Source organism: Chryseobacterium sp. GM_Chr_2 (assembly GCF_026540445.1).
Classification (GTDB): domain Bacteria; phylum Bacteroidota; class Bacteroidia; order Flavobacteriales; family Weeksellaceae; genus Chryseobacterium.
Map to the genome: position 1 here is coordinate 129,233 of NZ_JALNUD010000006.1, position 23,687 is coordinate 152,919.

Sequence of the window (23,687 nt, forward strand, 5' to 3'; positions counted from 1 at the left end):
TCATCAAAAATAAAGCTTAAAAATGGATAAAATATTGATCGCCTGACATTTGTGGTAAAATGTTTTTTGTGAAAACAGATCTGAAACCTCCAAAAGCAATTCGGGATAAAATTCTAACCTTCCTATATTTTCATTAAAATAATTCTGATAATATTGTTGAATTTCCGGTGTGGAATCAAAGTAATACTGATATGGATACATGCTAGCCTTTTCAGGAGAACGTAAAATCTTATTAAAGAACGCCAGATATCCGTTCTTTACATATTTTTCTCCAAACTTCACTTTCCAGAAAGCATCTGGTTTCATTAACGTTCTTTCCCATCTGTATTTTTCGGCATCTTTACAGTGTTTTGAAAGCCATTCGAGATAAAACTGATGACCAAACTTCCATTCTTCAGGAAGACTTAAAGACAGTTTAATAAAATCTTTAGTCATAAAAGGAGAAATAAGATAACCTCGCGGCTGGAGAACCTGAACTCCTAAAACAGTTCGGTTATACGCCAAATTCTGAAGTAAAAATATTTCTTCTCTTTCGTAATTTGACATTACATTTTTCAGATCATTTTGAATCTTCGGAAGGAAGTTTTGATTGACTACAATTTTATATTCTGAAGGGCCTTTTCGTTTAGGCTCAGAATTAAATCCGCCTAAAATACCATCGCCAATCTGGCCGCCGTGAAAAATATTAAAATCCTGAAAAGAAAGCTGATCCAGCGCATATTGCACGTGAATTCCACCTGAATACAGGCTTGTACCTTCAGAAATAGCGGTAAGCTCATCTATTTTTTTCAGGAAACTTCCGTTATCTAAAGGAATGAATTCATAGTTTAATTGATAATCTGCCGCAATTTTTCGGGAAATGGTTTCATCAAAATATCCGGAATGCGAAAAACATAAAGCACAGCCAATATCAAACTTATTCTGAATCGCGTAAAACATTGCCATTCGGCTGTCTAATCCGCCACTTAAAAAAGCTAAAGAGGACGTATTAAACTCTAAATCTTTATTGTATTCCCATTGTACCGCTTCAGTAAAAATTTCATGAATATCATCAACAGCATTTCCTTTTTTCTTAGTATAATATTCAATACCGGAAACATTGAAATACTCTTTTTCGGTTAAAGAATAATTTTCACAGTTAATTTCAACAAAATGAGCATCTTTAACCTTATAAACTCCTTCAATAGGCGTTCTGTTTTCCAAAAGATTACCGATTGACAACAACTGATAGATAGAAATCATATCAGGATTGATGGAAATTCCTTTTTCTTTAATGGTTTTACTTAATCGAACCAAATCTGAATCAGCAAAAATCTGATTGTTTATTTTAGCATAAAAAACACGCTGCGTGGAAGTTGGATTGGTAAAAATTAAGACTTTTCCGCTATTTTTATCCCAAATACAGCCTCTGAATTCTCCTTCTAATTCCTGAAGAAATCTCCAACCTTTTTCAGCATATATTTTCAATACATAATCCTGAAAACTGAGTGATGAATTTTTAAGTAAATCTTTTTTATTGAGAATAATTCCTTCAAGAACAAGTATAATTTCAGGAGTTTCCACAAATACAGAATCGTACGTTTCCTGCTCAAAATAATGTGTAATTTGAACCTGATCCTGATGAATAAAAACAGAAAAACCTAATGCCATTTATATAACTTTCTGATAAATTTCGGTGAACTGACGGGCAATTGCTTCTCTTGAATAATTTTCTACAATAAATTCTCTGATCTTACTGTCCTGATCAAAAGTATATTCTTTATTGCAAATTTTTTCTAACGTCTGATAAAGCTGATCGACATTATTTTTTTCAATTCCAATACCTAAACCGTCTAAAATAAACTCGGCTGCACCGCCTACTTTGGTTGAAATCACAGGCTTTCCGCAGGCATATGATTCTAAAATCACACAACCCTGGGTTTCATTTTCGCTGAAAAGAATGAAATAATCTGAATGCTGCATTTTTCCAGCCACTTCCTGATAACTGATTTCATCGAAAATCTTAATATAAGATTCAGCATTCATTGATTTTACTAAATTTCTTAAAGAATCCGTATCGCCGTCACCTCCAATTTCCAACCTTACAGAAAAACCATTTTGATGTAAAGAATGAATGGTTTTGATAATATCTTTTGGTCTTTTTCTTGGAATAAGGCTCGAAACATGAAGAAATTTAACCGTATCCGATATTTCTTTTTTAGGTTTAATATCAAAAACTTCAGTATCAACAACATTAGATATAACTTTCATTGGTGTTTTTATACCCAACATCTCAAGACTTTCCTTTAAATTATTGCTTACCGGAAGAATATAACCTGCATTTTTCGCAATATATCTGGCAATACGCTTTATATTTCCTGAAGTTTTAGACAAATTATCTTTCTGCAAAGCCGTCCAGTGCTCCGTTAAAACAAAAGGAATTCCGAACTTTTTTTTAAGATACACCGCAAAAAGCATATTATTATGGAGCACATTCGCATGCACAATATCAGGCTTTTTCATCTTTGAAAACCCCATTTTATAGGCTTTCATTCTTCTTAAAAAATTCTGAACCGGATTTTTTGAATTTTTATAATAAATAATCAACGTATGAATTCCGTTGACGACTTTATCATCAAAAACAAATACTTCCTTTTGGTTAAAATCTCCAATTACATGCAGAATTTCTACCTCATGCAACAAAGCAACAGCTTCGGCATGACGCTGTACGAAATTACCGTTGGTGGGTTCCAGATTATTTGGAAACCATGAGGAGATAAAAAGTATTTTCAAAAGATTATTTTATAGAAACAGCCCAGCTTTTTTCGAAAGGTAATACAAAATGACTTAAGAAATCAAGGTAAGTATTTTTAGAGAAATCAAACACCTGAATATCTTTCGATAGTTCACCACTTCTGATTTTATTTTTAAAATCGATCAATTTCAATGTTTTTACCTCTCCGTTTTCAATAAAACTAGCCTTCATTCTGTCGAACAATCCCAACTGATACTGTTCGTCAATTTCCCGCATGATCTTTCCTAAAGCATCAATGCTGCAGCCTGAAGCCATTTCTTTTTCTTCATCCACACATACGATGATGAACTGATTTTTTTCGATCTTAAAAGACGAAGAAAGGGGCTTTCCGTGTGCTGCCCAAGTCGCCAGAAAATCAAATAATTTTTCGGTAATCGCTTTTGCTTCCTTGGTTTCAAAAGGTCTGGAAGCGGGATATATAATAACTCTATAGTCGTTTGTTTCTACAATACTCGATTCTTCAATTTTCATCTTAGAAAAATTTTAGATAAAATTACGATTTTTTATTCAAACAAAAGATTTCGTTTTTCTGCAAGCACCTCCTTACGCTTTAATATATTCGAAAACTGCATTGTATGAATTTTCATTCTGACTTAAGGTTTTTGTCTTTCTATAGCCCTTTTCAGTCAAGAGAGAAATAAGCTCCTCTTCATGATGATTTGAACTTTTTAAGGCTGTATTGTTTATTTCTATCAGTATTTTAGGTCGGTAATGAGTCAGAATTTCATTCATGCCCTGTAAAGCAGCGAATTCTCCACCTTCAATATCAATTTTAATAAAATCAATCTTAGGAATTTGTTTTTCTTTTACATATTCATCCAGATTCACACTTTCTACGCGCTCTTTCGCTGTGAATTCTTCCAAAAAAGAGGAAGCCATGCCTACGTTGTTATAGGTATCATTGTAGAGGATTTCAATAAACCCTTTTTTATCGGCAATTGCCAAATGCTCCAACTTTATATTTTGAAAATGATTGATCGAAATATGATCTTTAAATTGATTATAATTCGGTGTAAAAGCTTCAAACGAAATCACTCTTCCCTCATTTCCAACAATTTTTGAAGCATTTAGAGAAAAAAGTCCGATATTTCCACCAATATCAATGAAGGTATTTCCTTTTCTCAGATTAGAATACAAATAATCGATCTCACTTTTTTCATAATCACCCAAAAAGTAAATCTGCTGCTGAATCCAGTCTTCCAGGTTTAAATGGAGCTTTATAGAATTTCTGTAAACCACTTCTTTTTTAACCCCTTTAAACAATTGATAAGGATTAAAAATGTATTTATAAAACGCAAAATATTTCTGCTTAAAAAAACTGAAACCTAAAATAAATCTAAAAAACGAAGCCAGAATACTTCTCATATTGAGTGGATATAAAGCGCAAGTTAGGTTAAATTTAGCCTTAAAACAATAAAACCCAAGATCACTCCTGGGTTTTGGTATTATTTAATTTAATATTGCTTTTCTTACACATCGTCTGCCTCCGCAAGAAGCTCTACGATATCTTTTACAGCAACTTCTGTATTTTTATTAAAATGTTTTACACCATCTGTCATCATTGTATTACAAAATGGGCAACCTGTTGCAATAACTTTAGGTTCAAAAGATAAAGCTTCTTCTGTTCTTTCGATATTGATATCTTTATTCCCTTTTTCAGGCTCTTTGAACATCTGTGCACCACCAGCACCACAACAAAGTCCGTTGGTTTTACAACGTTTCATTTCAACCAGTTCAGCATCCAGTTTTTCCAATAAAAGTCTTGGCGCTTCATATTCGTCATTGGCTCTTCCTAAATAACAAGGATCGTGGAAAGTGATTTTTTTTCCTTTGAAAGCACCGCCTTCAATTTTCAATCTTCCCTCTTCCATTAATTTTTTAAGGAACTGCGTGTGGTGAAGAACTTCATAGTGCCCTCCCAAGCTCGGATATTCGTTCTTTAATGTATTGAAGCAGTGCGGACAAGCCGTCACGATTCGTTTCACTTCATACATATTCAGAACCTCAATATTGGTAAGTGCCATCATCTGGAAAACGAATTCGTTTCCGGCTCTTTTGGCAGGATCTCCTGTGCAGCTTTCTTCTTGTCCAAGAACTGCAAATTCAACCCCAATATTGTTCATTATTTTACAAAATGCTTTCGTAATTTTTTTGGCACGGTCGTCGAAACTTCCCGCACAACCAACCCAAAATAAAACTTCCGGTGATTTTCCTTCGGCAGCGAATTCTGCCATTGTTTTTATATTGAAATCCATTTTTAAGTCAATTTATCAATATACCAATGTAACAGTTTACCAATGATTGTTACATCGTTACATTTTTTACATTGTTACATTAATTAATCATTTGCCCAATTCAAACGGTCTGCCTGATTATACTGCCAAGGAGCCGCATTGTTTTCTACGTTTGTCATCATCAGATTCAGCTCTTGCGGTGCAGCAGACTGCTCCATCACCAAGAATCTTCTCATTTCGAAAATAATAGAAAGCGGATCTAATAATACAGGACACGCTTCTGTACAAGCATTACACGTAGTACAAGCCCAAAGTTCTTCTTTTGTGATATAATCGTTCAGCAACTTTTTACCATCATCTTCGAACTTACCATTTTTATCGATATTTCTCCCTACTTCTTCCAGACGATCTCTGGTTTTCATCAGAATTAATCTTGGTGATAATTTTTTACCTGTAATATTAGCCGGACAAACTGAAGTACAACGCCCACATTCCGTACAAGAATAGGCATTTAAAAGCTGAACCTGATTAAGATCAAAAATATCTTCAGCCCCAAATTTTGAAGGAACTTCTGCAGCATCACCTTCTGCCGGAGCAGCGTAAGGGTCTGCATTGGGATCCATCATTAATTTAATTTCTTTGGTAACCGATTCTAAATTGTTGAATTTTCCTTTCTTTTCCAAATTTGCATACCATGTACTTGGGAAAGCCAAAATGATATGTAAATGCTTCGAATAATAAAGGTAATTCATGAAGAATAGAATTCCTATAAAGTGAAACCACCAAGCTCCTTTTTCGACAAACATTAAAAATCCGTTATCAAAGCTGAAAATTTCTAAAAATGGAACCAACGTCACTTCACTGATCGGGAAACTTCCGTGTTCCGGAAGAACGCCTCTTAACTGAAGAATGTGATCTGCGGCATTCATTGTAAAGAAAGCCATCATTAGGGCAAATTCAATGATCAGAATCCAATTGGCATCTTCTTTTGGCCACCCCAAAAGTTCTTTCATTGTTAATCTTTTCACTCCGTAAAAATTTCTACGAATGAAGAAAGTAACGACTCCAATGACCACCAAAAGGGCTAATACTTCTAATGTTGCTGTGAAGAAATTATAAAATGTATGTCCGAAAATGGTTGATAAAAAACGGTGGGTTCCGAAAATTCCGTCAACTATAATTTCGATTAATTCGATATTAATAATGACGAAACCAACGTATACGAAAAGGTGTAAAACCCCAGCTATTGGGCGAGCCGTCATTTTGCTTTGCCCCATTGCTACACGAGCCATGGTTTCCCAACGCTCCTTTTTATGATCGTTTCGATTGATTTCTCGGCCTAATCTGATGTTTCTATATATCTTCTGCAGACTTTTTGCAAAAAGCCCAAAACCCGCAACCAATAAAATCAGAAAAATAATATTATCGATATATTGCATGGTGTATTAGTTTAGTCTTTATTATTCTTTCCGAAAACAGAGAAATTGATGTATCTCTTCGGATTTGCTTTCATATCTTCAATTAATGAATTCAAGTTGGTAGAAGCAGAATTTAAGTTATTATACAGCTGCTCATCTTTCATTAATTTTCCTAAACTACCTTGTCCTTTATCAATACCACCGATTACCTGGTTCAATTGACCAACAGTAGCGTCCAGATTCGCAATCGTTGCGTTCAGCTTTTTAGTATCAATGCTTTCTGCTAAGTTTCCGTATTTATCTAAAGTCGTTTTACCGCTTTGCATGGTAAGACTTGCATCATCCAACACTCTCTGAAGTTTAGGATCGTTGTGACCTACTAATGAATTTACGCTTCCTGCAGTAGTTTGTAAAGCACCAACTGTTTTATTAAGATTTGATAATAAAAGTCTGATTTCTTCTCTATTTTGAGCATTCACCACTTGGTTTGCGCTAGACATTAAAGAATCTACTCTATACAAAACATTCTGCAATTGATCTTTCACAGGACCAACCTGAGAAGACAGACTTCCCAAAGTTCCCAACTTGAAAGCACCTTTCAGTGTATCGCCATCTTTTGCTGTAGCTCCTCCGTAAGATAGATTGACTCTCATTTCCTTTCCTCCCATTAAACTAGGCTCAAAGATCTCAACCGTTGAATTTTTTGAAAATTCAAAATTGTTATCAACCGTGATTTTTACAATGAAATCGATTTGACCCGTTTTAGAAGTACGAGGAATGATTTTGTCGACCTGCCCCACTTTCAACCCATTGATGGAAACGGGAGAAGACTGCGCCAGCCCCTCAACATTATCATATTTTGCATAAAATATATTATCGGTAGTAAAAAGGCTTCTGCCTTTCATAAATTGAAAAAGCACGACGAAACCTACAATGGCCAGAAGTGCAATTACACCAGCTTTTATTTCTTTACTGAACTTCACTTGCTAATTTTTTCTAATGAGCAAATATAGTACATTTTAAATTAATGTTTTTCTTTATTGCTCTGCGTTAAATACAAAAAAAGCGGCAAAAACTTTGCCGCTTTTCAATATAGATGAAAATTAATTTCTTATTGTTGCTGAGAACCTAGTTTATTCCAGATTTCAATTCTGTAATCATCGATATCTGCATTGTCCTGCAAGCTCTTTAACCAAGCCTGACCGAACATTCCTGCATTTCTCTGAGTAACAGATTCTGTGAACTGTTTAAGATCTCCAGGCTGTTTGTTTGTAGTTTCGTTTTTCTTCACTAAAACATATACTCCTGTTCCACCTTCGATTGGGTTAGAAACCTTACCTTTTGCAACACCGAATGCAGCACCTGCAACTTTAGGTTCCATAGCTCCCGCTACTGAAGGGTTTAATAAATTCACCTGAGCCGATTGTTTTGCTGTAGCAAATTGCTTAGCAATCTGATCTAAATTACCTGCTTTACCAATTTTCTCAGAAATTTGTTTTGCAGCCAATTTATTTTTAACAACTGTTTCAATTTGATCTCTTACAGATTCCGGATCTGCAAGACCTTTTTCCTGCTTACCGTTAAGATAAACAACGATTTTATCTCCTGTTCCTTCTACTGTAAAGAATTCTGTATCTCCTTTAGATCTTTTCTTATCGAAAGCCCAAGCTAAGATTTCAGCATCTTTATCTGTACCTAAACCTTGAAGCTGACCGTCGAATCTCTTCGCTTGTTTAGGATTTGAGAACTGATAGTTTCCTTTTTTAGCAATATTCACGAAATCGTTGAAAGATTTTCCTTGTACCTGCTGAATAAATCTTCTTGCATTTTTATCTGTAGCTGCTTCTGTAGCATCAGAAGGTTTTATAGTTTTCACCAAGTTAGCTACTTTATAAGCCATTGAACCTGGTTTTTTATCTTCAATATTGATAATATGATATCCAAACTGAGTTTCAACCACACCTGTAGCACCTTTAGGGTTGTTCGCTAAATAATGTAAAAATTCAGGAACGAAAGGAGTTTCAGGAGTCGTCCAACCAAGGCTACCACCTTGTGCAGCAGAACTTGGGTCGTTAGAAAGCTTAAGGAATTCTGTAAATTTAGCCGGAGTAGCTTTTACAATCGCACCAATAGAATCTGCCAATTTCTTAGCTTCTTCTTTAGATCTTGTAACACCTTCTCCCGCAGGGCTTCCTTTGAAAGCAATAAGGATATGTCTTGATAATGTAGAATCTGAAGTCTTTTTATCTAAAAGTTTAGACACTACATAGAAGTTTTGCTCTTTATAAGGGCCAAAAGTCTGTCCGATAGCAGCAGAAGTAATTTGTCCCTGAATAGATTGTGGCAATTGGTTTGGCTTCACATACTGAGCATTGAAAGGCATGTCAGAATTAGCCATTACGAACATAGAGTCGTTTTTAGTATTTTGGAAGTTTTCCGCTCCACTTGCATCACTTCCAGAGAATAATTTTGTAATCTCTTTCTGAGCCGCGGCATCATCAGCTGCACTTGGCTGAGACGGGAAAAATACAATTCCTAAGTTTCTGCTTGGTTCAGCTTTGAACATTACAGGGTGTTCCTTAATGTACGCTGCTAAATCTTCAGTAGTAACTTTGATATTATTTTTTTGAAGGTAAGCAGTATAATCAATTTTAACGAAATCGATATCAGCTAACTGATCTCTTTCTTTCATTAATTCTTCTGCTTCTTTCTTCCCAGTAGTAATTCCTGTAGAAATATTTGCAAAAACCTGTCTGGCCATTAGTCTGTACTCAATAGATTTTTTAGTTTTAATCCATTGATTATAGCCTTCCGGACTAGCCTTTTGTAAATCTTCAATTTGTTTTTTAAGCTCCTGAGTTTTAAAGTTTCCTTTCTCATCAAAGAACTGCTGTTGCTGAGCAAACATTTGATCATACTGAATTTGATTCCAGAAATAATCATCCGTCATTTCGAAGCCCATTTTCTCAAACTGCTGCTTGATAAGTTTAGATTGAACCAATAACTGCCAAGCCTGCTCCTCAAGACCAGCCTTTGGTTGACCTTGCTGCTCAGCTTGTTGCTGTAATACGAAAAGTTGGTCATTAAACTCCTCACGGGTAATTTTCTCACCGTTTACTTTTCCTAAAACATCAGGATTTTTACCAAAAACCTTATCGATGCTATCTGGGTTTACCAAGAACGCTAAAAGCGCCAGTGCAATTACTCCCATCAACAGCCAAGGCTTACTCCTAATTTGTCCTAAAATTGCCATTATATAAATTATAGTTTTTTATCAGTTTGCGAAAATACACATTTTTAAGAAATTACAGAAATCTCAGACCTTTTTTTAATTTTTAAAATTTAAATAATAGAAAAAAGGAAATTTTGACCATATTTTTTAGCGAAAAACAAATGGCATAAGTATTGTGCCATTTAGTATATCATGATATGTGATCCATTTTCAGCACATTTTGTGAGATTTCAATTTAATGAATTAAAACGATAATGACAATTTGTCATTCGATTAACTATGATAGAATTTGAAGATATTAGTTTAGAGGAAATGATTAGCGATGGATTTGATATTGTAGCGGAAGAAATCAACCTTTCTGACTTATCGGAAACAGAACAAAATTCCGAACAAAAGATATTCCCGATCCTTCCTGTAAGAAATATGGTAATGTTCCCAAATGTTGTAATTCCTATTACAGCAGGGAGAAAAACATCTATTCAACTTCTTGAGGAAGCTCAGAAAAACGGAGATTTCATCGGAATTATAAGCCAGAAAAATTCAGATTTGGAACAACCTACCGAAAAAGATTTGTATCAAATCGGAACGTTGGCGAAAATTATTAAAATTATAAAACTTCCTGAAGGAAATATTACAGCTATTACAAAAGGTTTTCACAGATTTAAGGTTAAAAAATTTGTTGAAACTCAACCGTATTTTAAGGCTGAAATCACGAAATTAAAAGACGGAAAAGCAAAAAATAAGGAAGAATACGAGGCTTTGTTGGAAAATATTAAAGATTTAGCTTTAAAAATCATTGAGCTTGATCCGAATATTCCGAATGCAGCCAATTTTGCGATTAAAAACATTAACAATAATGATGATCTTTTAAATTTCATCTGCACAAATGCTAATTTCCCTTCAGGTGAAAAACAAAAATTGCTTGAAGAAAAAAGCTTGATCGAAAGAGCGAATAAGTGCTATGAAATGATGCATGAAGATTTCAGAAAGCTGGAATTGAGAAATCAGATTCATCAGAAAACTTCAAAAGATCTTGATAAACAACAGCGAGAATATTTTCTGAATCAGCAAATGAGAACCATTCAGGAAGAATTGGGTGGCGGCGCTGAAAGCGATATCGAAGATCTGATTGCAAAAGCAAGAAAGAGAACATGGAGCACTGAAGTTGAAGAACATTTCCAAAAGGAAATCAACAGATTACAGCGTCAGAATCCAAACTCACCGGATTATAATGTTCAGAGAAATTATCTGGATTTCTTCACAGATCTTCCTTGGGAAACCTACACAAAAGATATTTTTGATATTGCCAAAGCAGAGAAAGTTTTAGACAAAGCACACTTCGGACTTGAAGATATTAAAAAGAGAATTTTGGAGCACATGGCTGTTTTAAAATTAAAAAACAACATGAAATCCCCTATTCTATTGCTTGTTGGCCCTCCGGGAGTTGGTAAAACTTCATTAGGAAAATCAATTGCAGATGCATTAGGAAGAAAATATGTACGTCTTTCTTTGGGCGGACTTCACGACGAAAGTGAAATTCGCGGGCATAGAAAAACGTATATCGGAGCAATGGCGGGAAGAATCCTTCAATCCATCAAAAAATCGGGAACATCAAACCCTGTAATTGTTTTGGATGAAATGGATAAAATCGCACAAGGTTTACACGGAGATCCAAGTTCAGCGCTTTTAGAAGTTCTTGATCCTGAGCAAAATAAATCTTTCTACGATAATTTCTTAGAAATGGGTTATGATTTGTCTAAAGTGATGTTTATCGCAACAGCCAATTCATTATCCACCATTCAAACTCCATTATTAGACAGAACTGAAATTATTCAGATTGCCGGATATACTTTGGAAGAAAAAATCGAGATTGCGAAGAGACATTTAATTAAAAAACAACAGGAAGAAAACGGTTTAGATGCAAAATCTTTCAAACTAGGAAACCCTGAGTTAAAACATATTATCGAAGCTCACACTTCGGAAAGCGGCGTAAGAACATTGGAAAAAAGAATTGCATCAATCGCCCGTTGGGTAGCTTTACAAACCGCTTTGGTGAAAGAATATGATTCGAAAATTTCTCTTGAAAAAGTAGATGAAATCTTAGGAGTTCCAAGACCAAAAAGCTTATCGGAAATCACTGGATTTCCAGGAGTTGTGACTGGTCTTGCCTGGACAAGCGTTGGCGGCGATATCTTATTCATTGAAAGCATTTTAAGCAATGGAAAAGGCGCCTTAACAATGACGGGCAACTTGGGAACGGTAATGAAGGAATCTGCAACCATTGCTTTAGAATATATTAAAGCTAAACACGATGAATTGGGAATTTCTCAGGATGATATCGAGAAGAAAAACATCCACGTTCACGTTCCTGAAGGAGCGACTCCAAAAGATGGACCTTCGGCAGGTATCGCGATGCTGACTTCAATGGTTTCCTCATTTAAAAATAAAAAAGTGAAGGCGCATTTGGCTATGACCGGAGAAATTACGCTAAGAGGGAAAGTGCTTCCTGTAGGCGGAATTAAAGAAAAATTGCTGGCAGCAACAAGAGCCGGAATCAAGGAAGTTATCCTTTGTGAAGCCAACAGAAAAGATGTGGAAGAAATTAAAAAAGATTACCTGAAAAACCTTACCGTTCACTACGTAAACCGCATGGAAGAAGTAATCGAAATAGCGATTGAAAAGTAACTAGTAAACATATTAACATTCTCAATAAGAAACACGTCTTGATTTTTTTCAAGACGTGTTTCACTTTTAATATATTCACTTTAAATAAGATACTCGTTCTTTATAAAAAATTCATCTTATTTAATTTTTGACGGAATAGATTTTGCTTTAAATCGAAAAGAATTTAGGTTCACCATAAAAAAGCTCTTCAATTCGGAGGGTTTTTCTTATTTTTATACAGCAGATTTTGAAATTATGAATTTTATTCGACTCCCTTTTCTTGTTAAACTGACTTTAGTCATCATTTCCATTATTGGTCTTGGTTATCTTTTGGCATTAGGACAAAGCATTTTAGCACCTTTCTTTTTAGCATTTTTAATGGCGATGCTTTTTCTACCATTTGCCACTTTATTAGAAAAAAAATTAAGGTTCCCAAGGTCTATTTCTACCATGACTTCGGTATTGGTAATGTTGGTGATTTTAGCAGGACTCATTTATTTCTTCGGATCTCAACTCTCGGATTTCAGTAAAGATATTCCGCATTTAAGAACGCAATTTACCACGGTTTTTGAAAATCTTCAGCACTGGATTTCAAAGACTTTTAATGTCAAAATTGATGATCAGCTGGATTACATCAATCAAGGACTGAACAAATTACTTTCGTCTTCGGGCGTAATTTTAGGATTCACTTTCGGAATATTTTCAACAGGATTCGGGTTTATTCTGTTTTTTATTCTTTTCTTTATTTTCATCTTGAATTACAGAAGAGTTTTAAATAATTTCATCGTCACTGTTTTTCATGAAAAGCATAAAGCAAGCGTTCAGGAAGTGGTGAATGAAGTTCGTGTAATGACGAAAAAATACATTATTGGGCTTTGCCTTCAGGTTTTCATTGTCTCTATTTTAACATCCATTGTTTTAACCGTTTTGGGTGTAAAATATGCTGTTCTTTTGGCTGTTTTAACAGGTTTATTAAATGTAATTCCTTATCTGGGAATCTGTATTTCGTTGGTGATTTCATGCTTCATTGCTTTTGCTACAGGCACTCCGGTTACATGTTTTTATGTTGTGATCGGATATATCGCCGTTCATATCATTGATGGAAATATCGTTCTTCCGTTTGTCGTTGGTTCTAAAGTGAAAATCAACGCTTTATTTTCATTTTTAGGAATTCTTTTAGGTGAACATCTTTGGGGAATTGCAGGAATGTTTTTATGTATTCCGGCGATTGCGATTATAAAAATTATTTTTGAAAGAGTGGAAGGTCTGCAGCCTTGGGGAAGACTTCTCGGTGAGGAACAAAAACCGGATAAAAAGAAAAAGAAATATAAAATTTCAAAGAATATTACGTTGGAAGAAATGGATTAATCATTAGCAATAAGTAATTGGTAATGAGCAATTTTAAAATTCTATAAATAAATGAAGCCTTCAAAATTTTGAAGGCTTCGTATTTTTTAAAGTGCACAAATCGGACTCATTCCGCTTGGACAACTTTGATCGCATGGAATATAAGATTGATTATCCGGACAATAGCCTACAGGTTCACCTGGATTTCCTGGTCCACCGCTTCCACCTAAACATGGATGTCCAGCAGGAATTTTACACGGACAACCTTCAGGACCGATGTCACAAATTTGCTCACGACCGCCTCCTTTAATTTCTCTTAAATCTACACGATTTAGTTTTTTAAGATTTCTCAACATAATATAATTTGTTTAGTTTAACTTGATTAACAAATATATAAAATACAGCCACACAGCTTGTAAAAAATTCACATTAAATTGAAAAATAAATAAAAATCAATCTGTTTAAATAAACGAATATCATTTTTGTATTATATTTAATATAAAATCAACAATATGAAAATCGTAAAATTTATTATCTCCTTACTTTTCGGATTGATGTTTATTAATGCCGGATTAAACAAATTTTTAAACTACATGCCAATGGAAAAACCAACGCCCGAGCAAATGAAAATTTTTACTGCTTTTGGAGAACTCAGCTGGTTGATGCCCTTAGTTGGTGCTGTGGAAGTTATCGGAGGGCTGCTATTTATCTTTCCTAAAACCAGAGCTCTTGGAGCCATTGTTATTTTGCCGGTAATGGTAGGAATTGTTGCTCATATTTTTACACTAGACAAATCTACCTCAGGCATGTCTATTGCCGGAATTATGTTCCTGATCAATCTTTGGATGATTATTGATAACAAAGAAAAATATAAAGCTTTAGTGAAATGAAAAAGTTAACGGTGAGTGGTCAATCGTCAATTGTCAATCGCTTTGTTTGTCAATTTTAAAAATTCACTTGCGGAGCAAAATTCACGATTGACCATTCACTTTCAACATTATACAAAGGCGCTGAATCCGGTAATCGATCTTCCGACAATTAACGAATTGATTTCTTTTGTTCCTTCATAAGAATAAATTGCTTCGGCGTCGGCTACAAATCTTGCCACGTCATATTCAAGCAAAATTCCGTTTCCACCCAACACTTCACGGGCTCTGGAAACGATATCTCGTGTTCTCAAAGTACAGAAAACTTTTGCCAAAGAAGCATGTTCATCTTTTAAAATGCCTTCGTCCTGCATTTCAGACAATCTGAAAATCATGGTTTGCATTGCCGTTAAATTCGACAACATTTCCACCAAATGCCCTTGAATCATTTGAAAGGAAGCAATTGGTTTTCCAAACTGTTCGCGAGTTCTTGTATACGCTAAGGCACTTTCATAAGCTCCTCTTGCGCAACCTGTCGCCATCCACGCCACTCCCGCTCTCGTCATTCTCAAAACTTTTCCGGTATCTTTAAATGAATTGGCATTTTGCAGACGGTTTTCTTCTGTGACTAAACAATCTTTCAGCGTAATCAAACCATTTTGAACGATTCTCAACGCCATTTTTCCTTTAATTTTCTCAACAGAATAACCTGGATTATCTTTTTCAACAATAAAACCTTTCACTTCTCCGCCATCTAAATCTCTTGCCCAAATAATAATTAAATCAGCAAACGTCGCATTTCCAATCCATTTTTTTTGACCATTTAAAACCCAACCTTCAGGAGTTTTTTTACAAGTCACTGTTAAACCTCCTGCTGCTCCGGAACCAACTTCAGGTTCTGTTAACCCAAAAGCACCTATTTTTTCAAACTTCTGCATTTGAGGAAGCCATTTTTGTTTTTGTTCTTCAGAACCGCAAATATAAATTGAACCCATCGCCAAGCCGGACTGCACTCCAAAGAAAGTAGCAATCGAAGCATCAATTCTTGCCATTTCCATCGCAATAACACCTTCCATTAAAAAAGGCATTCCCGGACAGCCATACCCTTCGTAGGTTACCCCGCAAATATTTAATTTTTGAAATTTTGGAATTAATTCATGCGGAAATTCATCGCGTAACCAATAATGATTTACCAAAGGCTTCACTTCTTTTTCCATGAAAGCCCTTACTTTTAACTGAATTTCTCGTTGTTCAGGACTCAATGTGTGATAAATATCGTAGAAATCTCCGTCGATAGGCGGAAGTTCTTTTTTCTTTTTATTCGGATCGAGCATTTTCATTAATCCGCCCAACTGTTTATCATCAAGTTTCGAGAAATTTTGCATCAGTTTGGGTAAATCAACTTTTTGAGAAATAGCACTCAACTGATCAAAGTCGATGGTTCTTAATAATTCTATCGCGTTTCTGATTTTGGAAAAAGTATTTGACATAAGAATTTATTGTGTGTTTGATTTGTAAAAGTTAAGCAAAAATTAATCCGAAAACAAGAGACATATTTTTAATTCATTTTACAAAACATTGATTTTCATTTATTTAAAACAGAATTTTTCTTTACAAACTTTTTACTTGGCATTTTCAAACATTACAAGCCATTCTTCTGGAACTTTGGAATAAGCAAAAACATTAAAAAATCAATATTATGAGAACGACTTACATAAAGCTATCCATCGCAACGGCACTTTTATTAGGAATTTATTCATGTAAAAAAGGAGAAGCAATAGAAACATCATCTGCAGATTATGCGACTGCAGATTCTGCTGCGGTAGTGGTTTCCGACAGTGTTTCTTCCGCTGCAACGATGAATGTAAAAGACAAACAGTTTATCAAAACGGCGGATGTAAATATGGAAGTGAAAGATGTTTATGATGCAACCATTTCCATTGAAAAATCGGTTCAGCAACTGGAAGGATTTGTAACAAAAAGCAATCTGCAAAGCAATGTTGTTTCTGAAGACACTTATAATACATCCAACGAAAACGCAACTTTGGTTAAAAAATTTCAAACCGAAAACACGATGCAAGTTCGGGTTCCAACGGATAAATTGGGTGAACTTTTGACGTTGATTAATGATAAAAAACTATTCTTGAATTCAAGAATCATCAATGCGGAAGATGTGACTGCCAGCATAAAATATGCAGAACTTGAGGCTCAAAGAAATAAAAAAACTGATAACAATATTGCTCAGATGAAAGTGAATAAAGATAAAGTAAGTATGAGCAACGACAATATGAAAGAAGGCAATCAACAGCAGCTGGAAACCATGAATACAGCAGATCAGCTAAAATACAGCACGGTGGATATTTACATTAAAGAACCTAAACTTCGCATTGCAGAAATTGCCATTACCAATACAAAAAGCATCGACGATAAATATAGATTTGAATTTTTATACAGTGCAAAATCTGCTTTCGTGGAAGGGTATTATTTAATTCAAAGAATTATTGTTGGACTAATCGTAATCTGGCCCTTATTATTGATTGGCGGCGTTGGATTATTTTTCTACAAAAAGAGAAAATCAATTAAAAAATCACATTCAAATATTTCAGAATAGCAATCCTAACCTTTGGTTATTTATATAAATTTTTAGATTTTACAAGAAACCTCCAGGTTGATTCTGGAGGTTTTTATCTTTAAAATTTTCTTTTTAAAATCTCAGGTTTTGTTTTGTGAAGATGGAGAATTAATTCACCAAACAACGTATTTGCCCAGGCAAACCAAGATCGTGTAAAATCTTTCGGATTATCAACATCAAAAGATTCATGGATAAATCCAGTTCCGGCGTGCGTTCCTTTCAACATTTTTAAACAGGCTATAATTTCCTCGTCATTATCGGTCGTCAAAGCCTGCATAATTAAACCCAAAGGCCAGATTTTATGTTCCCCAATGTGCGGGCCACCAATTCCTTTCGCAAATTTACCTTCACTAAACCACGGATTTGCATGACTTAAAGAAAACTTTCGTGTGTTTTTATAGACTTCATCATCCTTTGAAGCATATCCCAAATAAGGAATTGACAATAAATTCGGAACATTAGCATCATCCATAAATAAAGCATTTCCGAATCCATCAACTTCCAAAGCGTAAATTTTTCCGGCTGTTGGATGATTTAAAATTGCATATTTTTGAATCGCTTCATCCACATTTTTTGCTAAATTTTTGAATTGATTTGATGAATTTTCATCTTTTAAAATCTTAGAGAAAATTTCCGCCGTTTCGCGTAAAGAAACTACCGCAAACATATTCGAAGAAATCAAAAAAGGATAAAAAGTGGCATCATCCGAAGGTCGGAACATCGAATGAATCAAACCTACCTTCTTCGTAGGATTTCCAAAACCTTTGCCAAATTGTGTATCTAGAGGATTTCCGTTCGCTCTTTCAAAAGAATAAGGCCCTTTTGAATTTTTTCGTTGCTGTTCTTTAAAAGTCTGTAAAATCAACAACATCGCTTTTTTCCAATCTGCATCAAAAACAGAAGAATCTCCTGTTGTTTTCCAGTAATTATATGATAAACGCATTACGTAACACAACGAATCGATTTCCCATTTTCGCTCATGAATTCCAGATTTCATATCGGTTGCATCATCTTTCCATTCGCTGATTTTGTGAGCATCATCAAAAAAAGCATTGGCATAAGGATCGAGAAGAACACATTCAACCTGTTTATTAATAACTCCTTTCAAAAGATCTTTTAATTTTTTGTCTTCATTCGCTAAATTTAAATAAGGATAAACCTGTGCCGAAGAGTCACGTAGCCACATCGCATCGATATCTCCCGTGATCACATAGGTAAAAGGTTTATTATTCTTATGATAAAACTTTACCGTTGTATCGAGCGTATTCGGGAGACAGTTTTCGAACATCCACGCCAATTCATTATCAGCAATGTCTTTTTTTATAGTTTTAATTGTTTTTTCGACTGCTTCGGAAGTGAATTTTCTTTGATTTAGACTCGGTCTTTTTGAAACATAATCATTCAAAAATAAAAATTTTGCCGAGGAAGGAACCGTGAAAAAACCTAATCCAAGTCCTGATTTTTTGATAAAATCTCTTCTTTCCATCATTAATATAAATGTGATAATTTGGATTGGAAGTTAATAATTTTATAAACACAAATGATGATCTTCAAATTTCCGAGCCTATTTTTAATTGAATTTTTTCAAAATTTAAATATTTCTTATCATTTTGAGACATTCACCCCATTCATTTTTTCCTTAAATTTGCAGATTGAAATATCACAAACAGAATTCAGGAAGAAAAACACACTGAAATTTCAAATAGTATAACCCTAATTTCTAAAATATATGTTATCAAAAATAAATCCTACTCAAACCAACAGCTGGAAAGCTTTGGACGAGCAATTTGCAAATAATGACTTTGATTTAAGAAGCCTTTTTGAATACAATCCGAACCGTTTTAATGAATTTTCGATTAAAAGACCTAACTTTTTATTTGATTATTCTAAAAACTTAATCGATTCTAAAACAAAAAACCTTCTTTTAAACCTTGCTGAAGAATGCGAATTGAAAGACGCGATTTCTAAAATGTTTTCGGGAGACAAAATCAACGAAACAGAAGGAAGAGCCGTTCTGCATACCGCTTTGAGAGATTTTTCTGATAAAGAAATTTTGGTAGACGGTGAAAATATCAAACCTCAGATCAAAAGAGTTTTGGATCACATGAAATCTTTCTCTGAAAGCATTATTTCTGGAGGTCACAAAGGTTTTACCGGAAAAGAAATTACAGATGTCGTGAACATCGGAATCGGAGGTTCAGATTTAGGACCTGTGATGGTGGTTTCGGCTTTGAAACATTTTAAAACAAGGTTAAACGTTCATTTTGTTTCTAATGTGGACGGAAATCATATCGCAGAAGTTGTTAAAGATTTAAACCCTGAAACGACTTTATTCATCATTGCTTCTAAAACGTTTACGACTCAGGAAACAATGACGAATGCAAATTCAGCAAAAGATTGGTTCTTACAAGCTGGAAAACAGGAAGATGTAGCAAAACACTTTGTCGCTTTATCAACTAACGTTCAGGCCGTTAAAGACTTCGGAATTGCAGAAGAAAACATTTTCGAATTCTGGGATTGGGTTGGCGGAAGATACTCATTGTGGAGCGCGATCGGTTTAAGCATCGTTCTTGCAGTAGGTTATGAAAATTATGAGCAATTATTGAGAGGAGCTTACGACACAGATCAGCATTTCCAAACTGCAGAATTTGGTGAAAACATTCCTGTTTTGATGGGATTAATTGGAATTTGGTATCGTAATTTCTATGCAGCGACAACCGTTGCTATTCTTCCTTATTCTCAGTATTTAGACAGATTTCCGGCATATTTCCAACAGGGAGATATGGAAAGTAACGGAAAATGTGTTGACAGAAATGGAGAATTTGTAGAATATGAAACAGGACCAATCATTTGGGGAGAACCGGGAACAAACGGACAACACGCTTTCTATCAATTGATTCACCAAGGAACAGAACTGATTCCTGCAGATTTTATTGCGTATGCGAAAAGTCCGAACAAAGTTTCTGATCATCAGGATAAATTATTAGCTAACTTTTTTGCTCAGACTGAGGCACTTGCTTTCGGAAAAACAGAAGAGGAAGTGGAAGCAGAATTAAAAGCTTCGGGAAAATCTGACGAGGAGATTGATTTCTTATTAAATTATAAAGTCTTCCACGGAAACACACCAACAAACTCTATATTAATCAATGAATTAACTCCTTTTTCATTAGGGCAATTAATTGCTTTGTATGAGCATAAAATTTTCGTTCAGGGTGTGATCTGGAATATTTTCAGTTTCGATCAGTTTGGTGTAGAACTTGGAAAAGTTTTAGCTAACAAAATCCTTCCGGAACTTGAAAATAATGAGAACGTTACCTCTCATGATACATCAACAAACGGGTTGATTAATTATTATAAAGCGAATAAATAAAATACGATAAAGATTAAAAGTATGGTTGATCATAAATGAAAGTAGATTCAATCGTTAAATATTTAATTCTTATCCAAAATCTAATAAAAAGTAATAAAAGTAAAATGGCAGAAATTCTTGACGGATTAAAAGTATCCAAAGAAATAAAACAGGAAATCAAGGCTGAAGTTGAAAAAATTCTTGCAAACAAAAGAAGAGCTCCGCATTTGGTGGCAATTCTTGTTGGAAACAACGGCGCGAGCAAGGCTTATGTAAACGCAAAAGTAAAAGATTGTGAGGAAGTTGGTTTTCAATCGAGCTTAGTGAAATTTCCAAGTACGGTTTCTGAATCTGAATTATTGGAAAAAATTGAAGAACTTAATAAAGATAAATCTGTTGACGGATTTATCGTTCAGTTGCCTTTACCGGATCAAATCGATCAGGAGAAGATCATCAACGCAATCGATCCGAGAAAAGATGTTGACGGGTTCCATCCTACAAACTTTGGGAAAATGGCTTTGGAAATGGATACTTTCTTACCTGCAACTCCGTTCGGAATTTTAACATTATTGGAAAGATATAATATTGAAACTAAAGGTAAAGACTGCGTTATCATCGGAAGAAGTAAAATCGTAGGTAGACCAATGAGTATCTTAATGGGAAGAAAAGATTTCCCTGGAAACTCAACGGTTACGTTAACGCACTCTTACACAAAAGACATCGAAGAATACACTAAAAAAGCAGACATCGTAATTACAGCGTTGGGAGATCCTCACTTCTTAAAAGGTGAAATGATCAAAGACGGAGCAGTGATTGTTGATGTAGGTATTACGAGAGTAGACAATGATTCTCCAAAAGGTTATTATTTGGCAGGTGACGTAGATTTCGACAGCTGTGCTGCAAAAGCAAGCTGGATCACACCGGTTCCGGGAGGAGTTGGACCTATGACAAGAGCGATGTTGATGAAAAACACCATCATTGCTTACAAAACTTCAGTCTACAACGACTAATTTTAAAATGAATAAAGAAGAAGATATTTTATTAAAAGAAGGTAAAATGCTCCCTGTGATGGAGCATTTTTACACTCTTCAGGGAGAAGGAGCACACACGGGAAAAGCAGCCTATTTCATCAGATTGGGCGGTTGTGACGTTGGGTGCCACTGGTGTGATGTAAAGGAAAGTTGGGATCCGAACTTACATCCATTAATGAATGCAGAAGAAATTGCAGAAACTGCGGCAAAGCATTGTAAGACCATTGTTTTAACAGGTGGAGAACCCTTAATGTGGAATCTTGATATTTTAACATCCAAATTAAAAGAATTAGGATGCACCGTTCATATTGAAACATCCGGAGCATACCCGATGAGCGGACAAATCGACTGGATCACCCTTTCACCAAAGAAAACAGGCTTACCAAAAGAAGAAATTTATGCTAAAGCTCACGAACTTAAAATGATTGTATTTAATAATAATGATTTTAAATTCGCTCAGGAACAAGCGGCAAAAGTTTCAAAAAACTGTACATTATATCTTCAGAGCGAATGGAGCAAGCGCGATGAAATGTATCCTAAAATTACAGATTTCATTCTTGAAAACCCAGATTGGAGAGCGTCTGTTCAGACTCATAAATATCTTAATATCCCATAAAAATACGTACCTTAGCTCTTCGTATCCGTTTATAACACATAGATGCAGAGAATTCGATACTCTAGATACCTGAAATCAATCATTATATTGCTTGACCTTTTGGTTATTGCATCTATTTTCATATTCTTTTTTATAAGCAGAAACGAAGAATTAAAGTACAATCAGGAAAGTTGGTACCAAAATACGTTTTCTCTGGCCTTATTATTTTTGTTTTGGATGCTTCTCAGCGGTAGAACAAAAATCTATAATATTCCCAGGAACTTAACGTATACTTTGTTTCTTGAGCGGCTTTTAATTCACTTTCTCTTATTTATTTTAGGAGTTTTCCTTATCGGGAAAGTGAGCTACAATGCGTTTTTCAATTCCGACATTTATTGGTTATCGTTTTATCTCTATTTTTTCGTATTCCTTTCTAAATCAATAATTTATTTCGGAATAAAATACATCCGAAGTTTAGGGGTAAACCATCGAAATATTATGTTTCTGAATGAAAACAGCTCTACGGAGATTTTAAAGAATATTTTCAGCAACAGAAAAGATTACGGTTATAAAGTTTTTGATTATAAAGATGTTGATATTCAGTCTGAAAATCTGATAAAATTTTGGCAAGACAACGGAATTCATACTTTATTTTTGCCCACAGACCATTCATTCAGCCCAGAAACTGAAGATCGTCTATTTAAACTAGCCGAAGCCAATAAAGTACATATTACTTTAATTCCCAATATTTCACAAAGTGATTTTTTCCTTTATGATTTGGCTTATATTCAGACGCAGCCCATTCTTAATCAGGCAAGATATCCTTTAGATTATTATTCGAATTTTCTGATGAAAAGAACGTTCGATATTCTGTTTTCCATCTTCGTTTTGGTAGGAATTTGCTCTTGGCTTTTCCCAATTATTGCAATTTTAATTAAATCAACATCAAAAGGGCCTGTTTTTTTCATACAGAAAAGATATGGTTTTCATGAAGAGGTTTTTAGTTGCATTAAATTCCGAACCATGGTGGTAAATGATGAATCTACAACCAAAACAACCAGCGAAAACGACTCGCGAATCACCAAGATTGGTAAATTTTTAAGAAAGACCAGCCTTGATGAAATGCCTCAGTTTTTGAATGTGTTGAAAGGTGAAATGTCGATTGTTGGTCCTAGACCGCACATGTTGGCTGTTGATGATTATTACAAACCCAAGATCGGAAGATACAGCCTGAGAAGCATGGCAAGTCCGGGAATTACAGGTTTGGCGCAGGTAAACGGACTTCGTGGAGACTCGGGAGACGTGGAAGTAGAGATGAAAAAACGTGTATTGGCAGACGCTTTCTATGTGAGAAACTGGAGTTTTGCGCTGGATCTTGTTATTATTTTGAAAACCATTTTATTAGTTCTCGGTGGGGATAAAAATGCAAAATAAGGTTTAATTCAAATTAGGATAAATTTAATCTTAATTTGAGCATTTAAAACTAAACCTTAGACTTAATCTCAACTTAAATAATTAAATAAAA

The 23,687-nt window shown here is 34.8% G+C and carries 19 protein-coding genes; 8 read left to right on the forward strand and 11 right to left on the reverse strand.

Going from position 1 to position 23,687, the window contains the following annotated elements; all coding sequences use genetic code 11:
- Positions 1–3: 3 nt before the first annotated feature.
- The 8 genes from OXQ85_RS11395 to OXQ85_RS11430 all read right to left on the reverse strand — a co-directional run bounded on the left by OXQ85_RS11395 (position 4) and on the right by OXQ85_RS11430 (position 9,699).
- Positions 4–1,650, reverse strand: a complete 1,647-nt coding sequence (locus tag OXQ85_RS11395) for a hypothetical protein (protein WP_267404642.1) — start codon at positions 1,648–1,650, stop codon at positions 4–6.
- Complete coding sequence (locus OXQ85_RS11400) at positions 1,651–2,772, reverse strand: glycosyltransferase (RefSeq protein WP_267404643.1); 1,122 nt, start codon at positions 2,770–2,772, stop codon at positions 1,651–1,653. It abuts the gene before it with no gap.
- A gap of 4 nt (positions 2,773–2,776) precedes the next feature.
- Positions 2,777–3,265, reverse strand: coding sequence for a hypothetical protein (locus OXQ85_RS11405; RefSeq protein WP_267404646.1), 489 nt, complete (start codon positions 3,263–3,265; stop codon positions 2,777–2,779).
- Between the two features lie 72 nt (positions 3,266–3,337).
- On the reverse strand, positions 3,338–4,159 hold the full coding sequence (locus OXQ85_RS11410) for an FkbM family methyltransferase (RefSeq protein WP_267404649.1): 822 nt from the start codon (positions 4,157–4,159) through the stop codon (positions 3,338–3,340).
- A 104-nt stretch (positions 4,160–4,263) separates the two neighbouring features.
- On the reverse strand, positions 4,264–5,049 hold the full coding sequence (locus OXQ85_RS11415; RefSeq protein ID WP_267404652.1) for a (Fe-S)-binding protein: 786 nt from the start codon (positions 5,047–5,049) through the stop codon (positions 4,264–4,266).
- Between the two features lie 83 nt (positions 5,050–5,132).
- Positions 5,133–6,467: a 4Fe-4S dicluster domain-containing protein gene (locus OXQ85_RS11420; RefSeq protein ID WP_267404655.1), complete on the reverse strand. Its 1,335-nt coding sequence runs from the start codon at positions 6,465–6,467 to the stop codon at positions 5,133–5,135.
- 11 nt (positions 6,468–6,478) lie between these two features.
- Positions 6,479–7,429: an MlaD family protein gene (locus OXQ85_RS11425; protein WP_267404657.1), complete on the reverse strand. Its 951-nt coding sequence runs from the start codon at positions 7,427–7,429 to the stop codon at positions 6,479–6,481.
- 128 nt (positions 7,430–7,557) lie between these two features.
- Complete coding sequence (locus tag OXQ85_RS11430) at positions 7,558–9,699, reverse strand: peptidylprolyl isomerase (protein WP_267404660.1); 2,142 nt, start codon at positions 9,697–9,699, stop codon at positions 7,558–7,560.
- Positions 9,700–9,957: 258 nt separating this feature from the next.
- On the opposite strand from OXQ85_RS11430, the gene lon reads away from it, so the two are divergent.
- Positions 9,958–12,363: an endopeptidase La gene (lon, locus tag OXQ85_RS11435; protein WP_267404662.1), complete on the forward strand. Its 2,406-nt coding sequence runs from the start codon at positions 9,958–9,960 to the stop codon at positions 12,361–12,363.
- A 234-nt stretch (positions 12,364–12,597) separates the two neighbouring features.
- Positions 12,598–13,710: an AI-2E family transporter gene (locus tag OXQ85_RS11440; protein ID WP_267404664.1), complete on the forward strand. Its 1,113-nt coding sequence runs from the start codon at positions 12,598–12,600 to the stop codon at positions 13,708–13,710.
- Positions 13,711–13,796: 86 nt separating this feature from the next.
- Here the strand turns inward: OXQ85_RS11440 and OXQ85_RS11445 are convergent, their stop codons facing one another.
- Positions 13,797–14,045 carry a hypothetical protein gene (locus OXQ85_RS11445; protein WP_267404665.1) on the reverse strand — a complete coding sequence of 83 codons (249 nt, stop codon included), beginning with the start codon at positions 14,043–14,045 and terminating at the stop codon, positions 13,797–13,799.
- Between the two features lie 156 nt (positions 14,046–14,201).
- Here OXQ85_RS11445 and OXQ85_RS11450 point away from each other — a divergent pair, with 156 nt between their 5' ends.
- Complete coding sequence (locus OXQ85_RS11450; RefSeq protein ID WP_267404667.1) at positions 14,202–14,579, forward strand: MauE/DoxX family redox-associated membrane protein; 378 nt, start codon at positions 14,202–14,204, stop codon at positions 14,577–14,579.
- 107 nt (positions 14,580–14,686) lie between these two features.
- On the opposite strand, the gene OXQ85_RS11455 is transcribed toward OXQ85_RS11450, so the two are convergent.
- On the reverse strand, positions 14,687–16,045 hold the full coding sequence (locus tag OXQ85_RS11455; protein ID WP_267404669.1) for an acyl-CoA dehydrogenase family protein: 1,359 nt from the start codon (positions 16,043–16,045) through the stop codon (positions 14,687–14,689).
- A gap of 209 nt (positions 16,046–16,254) precedes the next feature.
- Between OXQ85_RS11455 and OXQ85_RS11460 the strand changes: the two genes are divergently transcribed.
- Positions 16,255–17,166: a DUF4349 domain-containing protein gene (locus tag OXQ85_RS11460; protein WP_267404671.1), complete on the forward strand. Its 912-nt coding sequence runs from the start codon at positions 16,255–16,257 to the stop codon at positions 17,164–17,166.
- Positions 17,167–17,245: 79 nt separating this feature from the next.
- Here OXQ85_RS11460 and OXQ85_RS11465 read toward each other — a convergent pair whose 3' ends face one another.
- A complete protein-coding gene (locus OXQ85_RS11465) occupies positions 17,246–18,676 on the reverse strand; it encodes a glycoside hydrolase family 125 protein (protein ID WP_346659713.1) in 1,431 nt (476 codons plus the stop codon).
- Between the two features lie 240 nt (positions 18,677–18,916).
- Between OXQ85_RS11465 and pgi the strand changes: the two genes are divergently transcribed.
- The 4 genes from pgi to OXQ85_RS11485 all read left to right on the forward strand — a co-directional run bounded on the left by pgi (position 18,917) and on the right by OXQ85_RS11485 (position 23,596).
- Positions 18,917–20,557, forward strand: a complete 1,641-nt coding sequence (gene pgi, locus OXQ85_RS11470) for a glucose-6-phosphate isomerase (protein ID WP_267404673.1) — start codon at positions 18,917–18,919, stop codon at positions 20,555–20,557.
- A gap of 104 nt (positions 20,558–20,661) precedes the next feature.
- On the forward strand, positions 20,662–21,546 hold the full coding sequence (locus tag OXQ85_RS11475; protein WP_267404675.1) for a bifunctional 5,10-methylenetetrahydrofolate dehydrogenase/5,10-methenyltetrahydrofolate cyclohydrolase: 885 nt from the start codon (positions 20,662–20,664) through the stop codon (positions 21,544–21,546).
- A gap of 7 nt (positions 21,547–21,553) precedes the next feature.
- The gene (locus OXQ85_RS11480; protein ID WP_267404847.1) at positions 21,554–22,183 is read left to right on the forward strand and encodes a 7-carboxy-7-deazaguanine synthase QueE; all 630 of its coding nucleotides are present in this window, start codon (positions 21,554–21,556) and stop codon (positions 22,181–22,183) included.
- A 42-nt stretch (positions 22,184–22,225) separates the two neighbouring features.
- Positions 22,226–23,596: an exopolysaccharide biosynthesis polyprenyl glycosylphosphotransferase gene (locus OXQ85_RS11485; protein WP_267404677.1), complete on the forward strand. Its 1,371-nt coding sequence runs from the start codon at positions 22,226–22,228 to the stop codon at positions 23,594–23,596.
- Positions 23,597–23,687 lie beyond the last annotated feature (91 nt).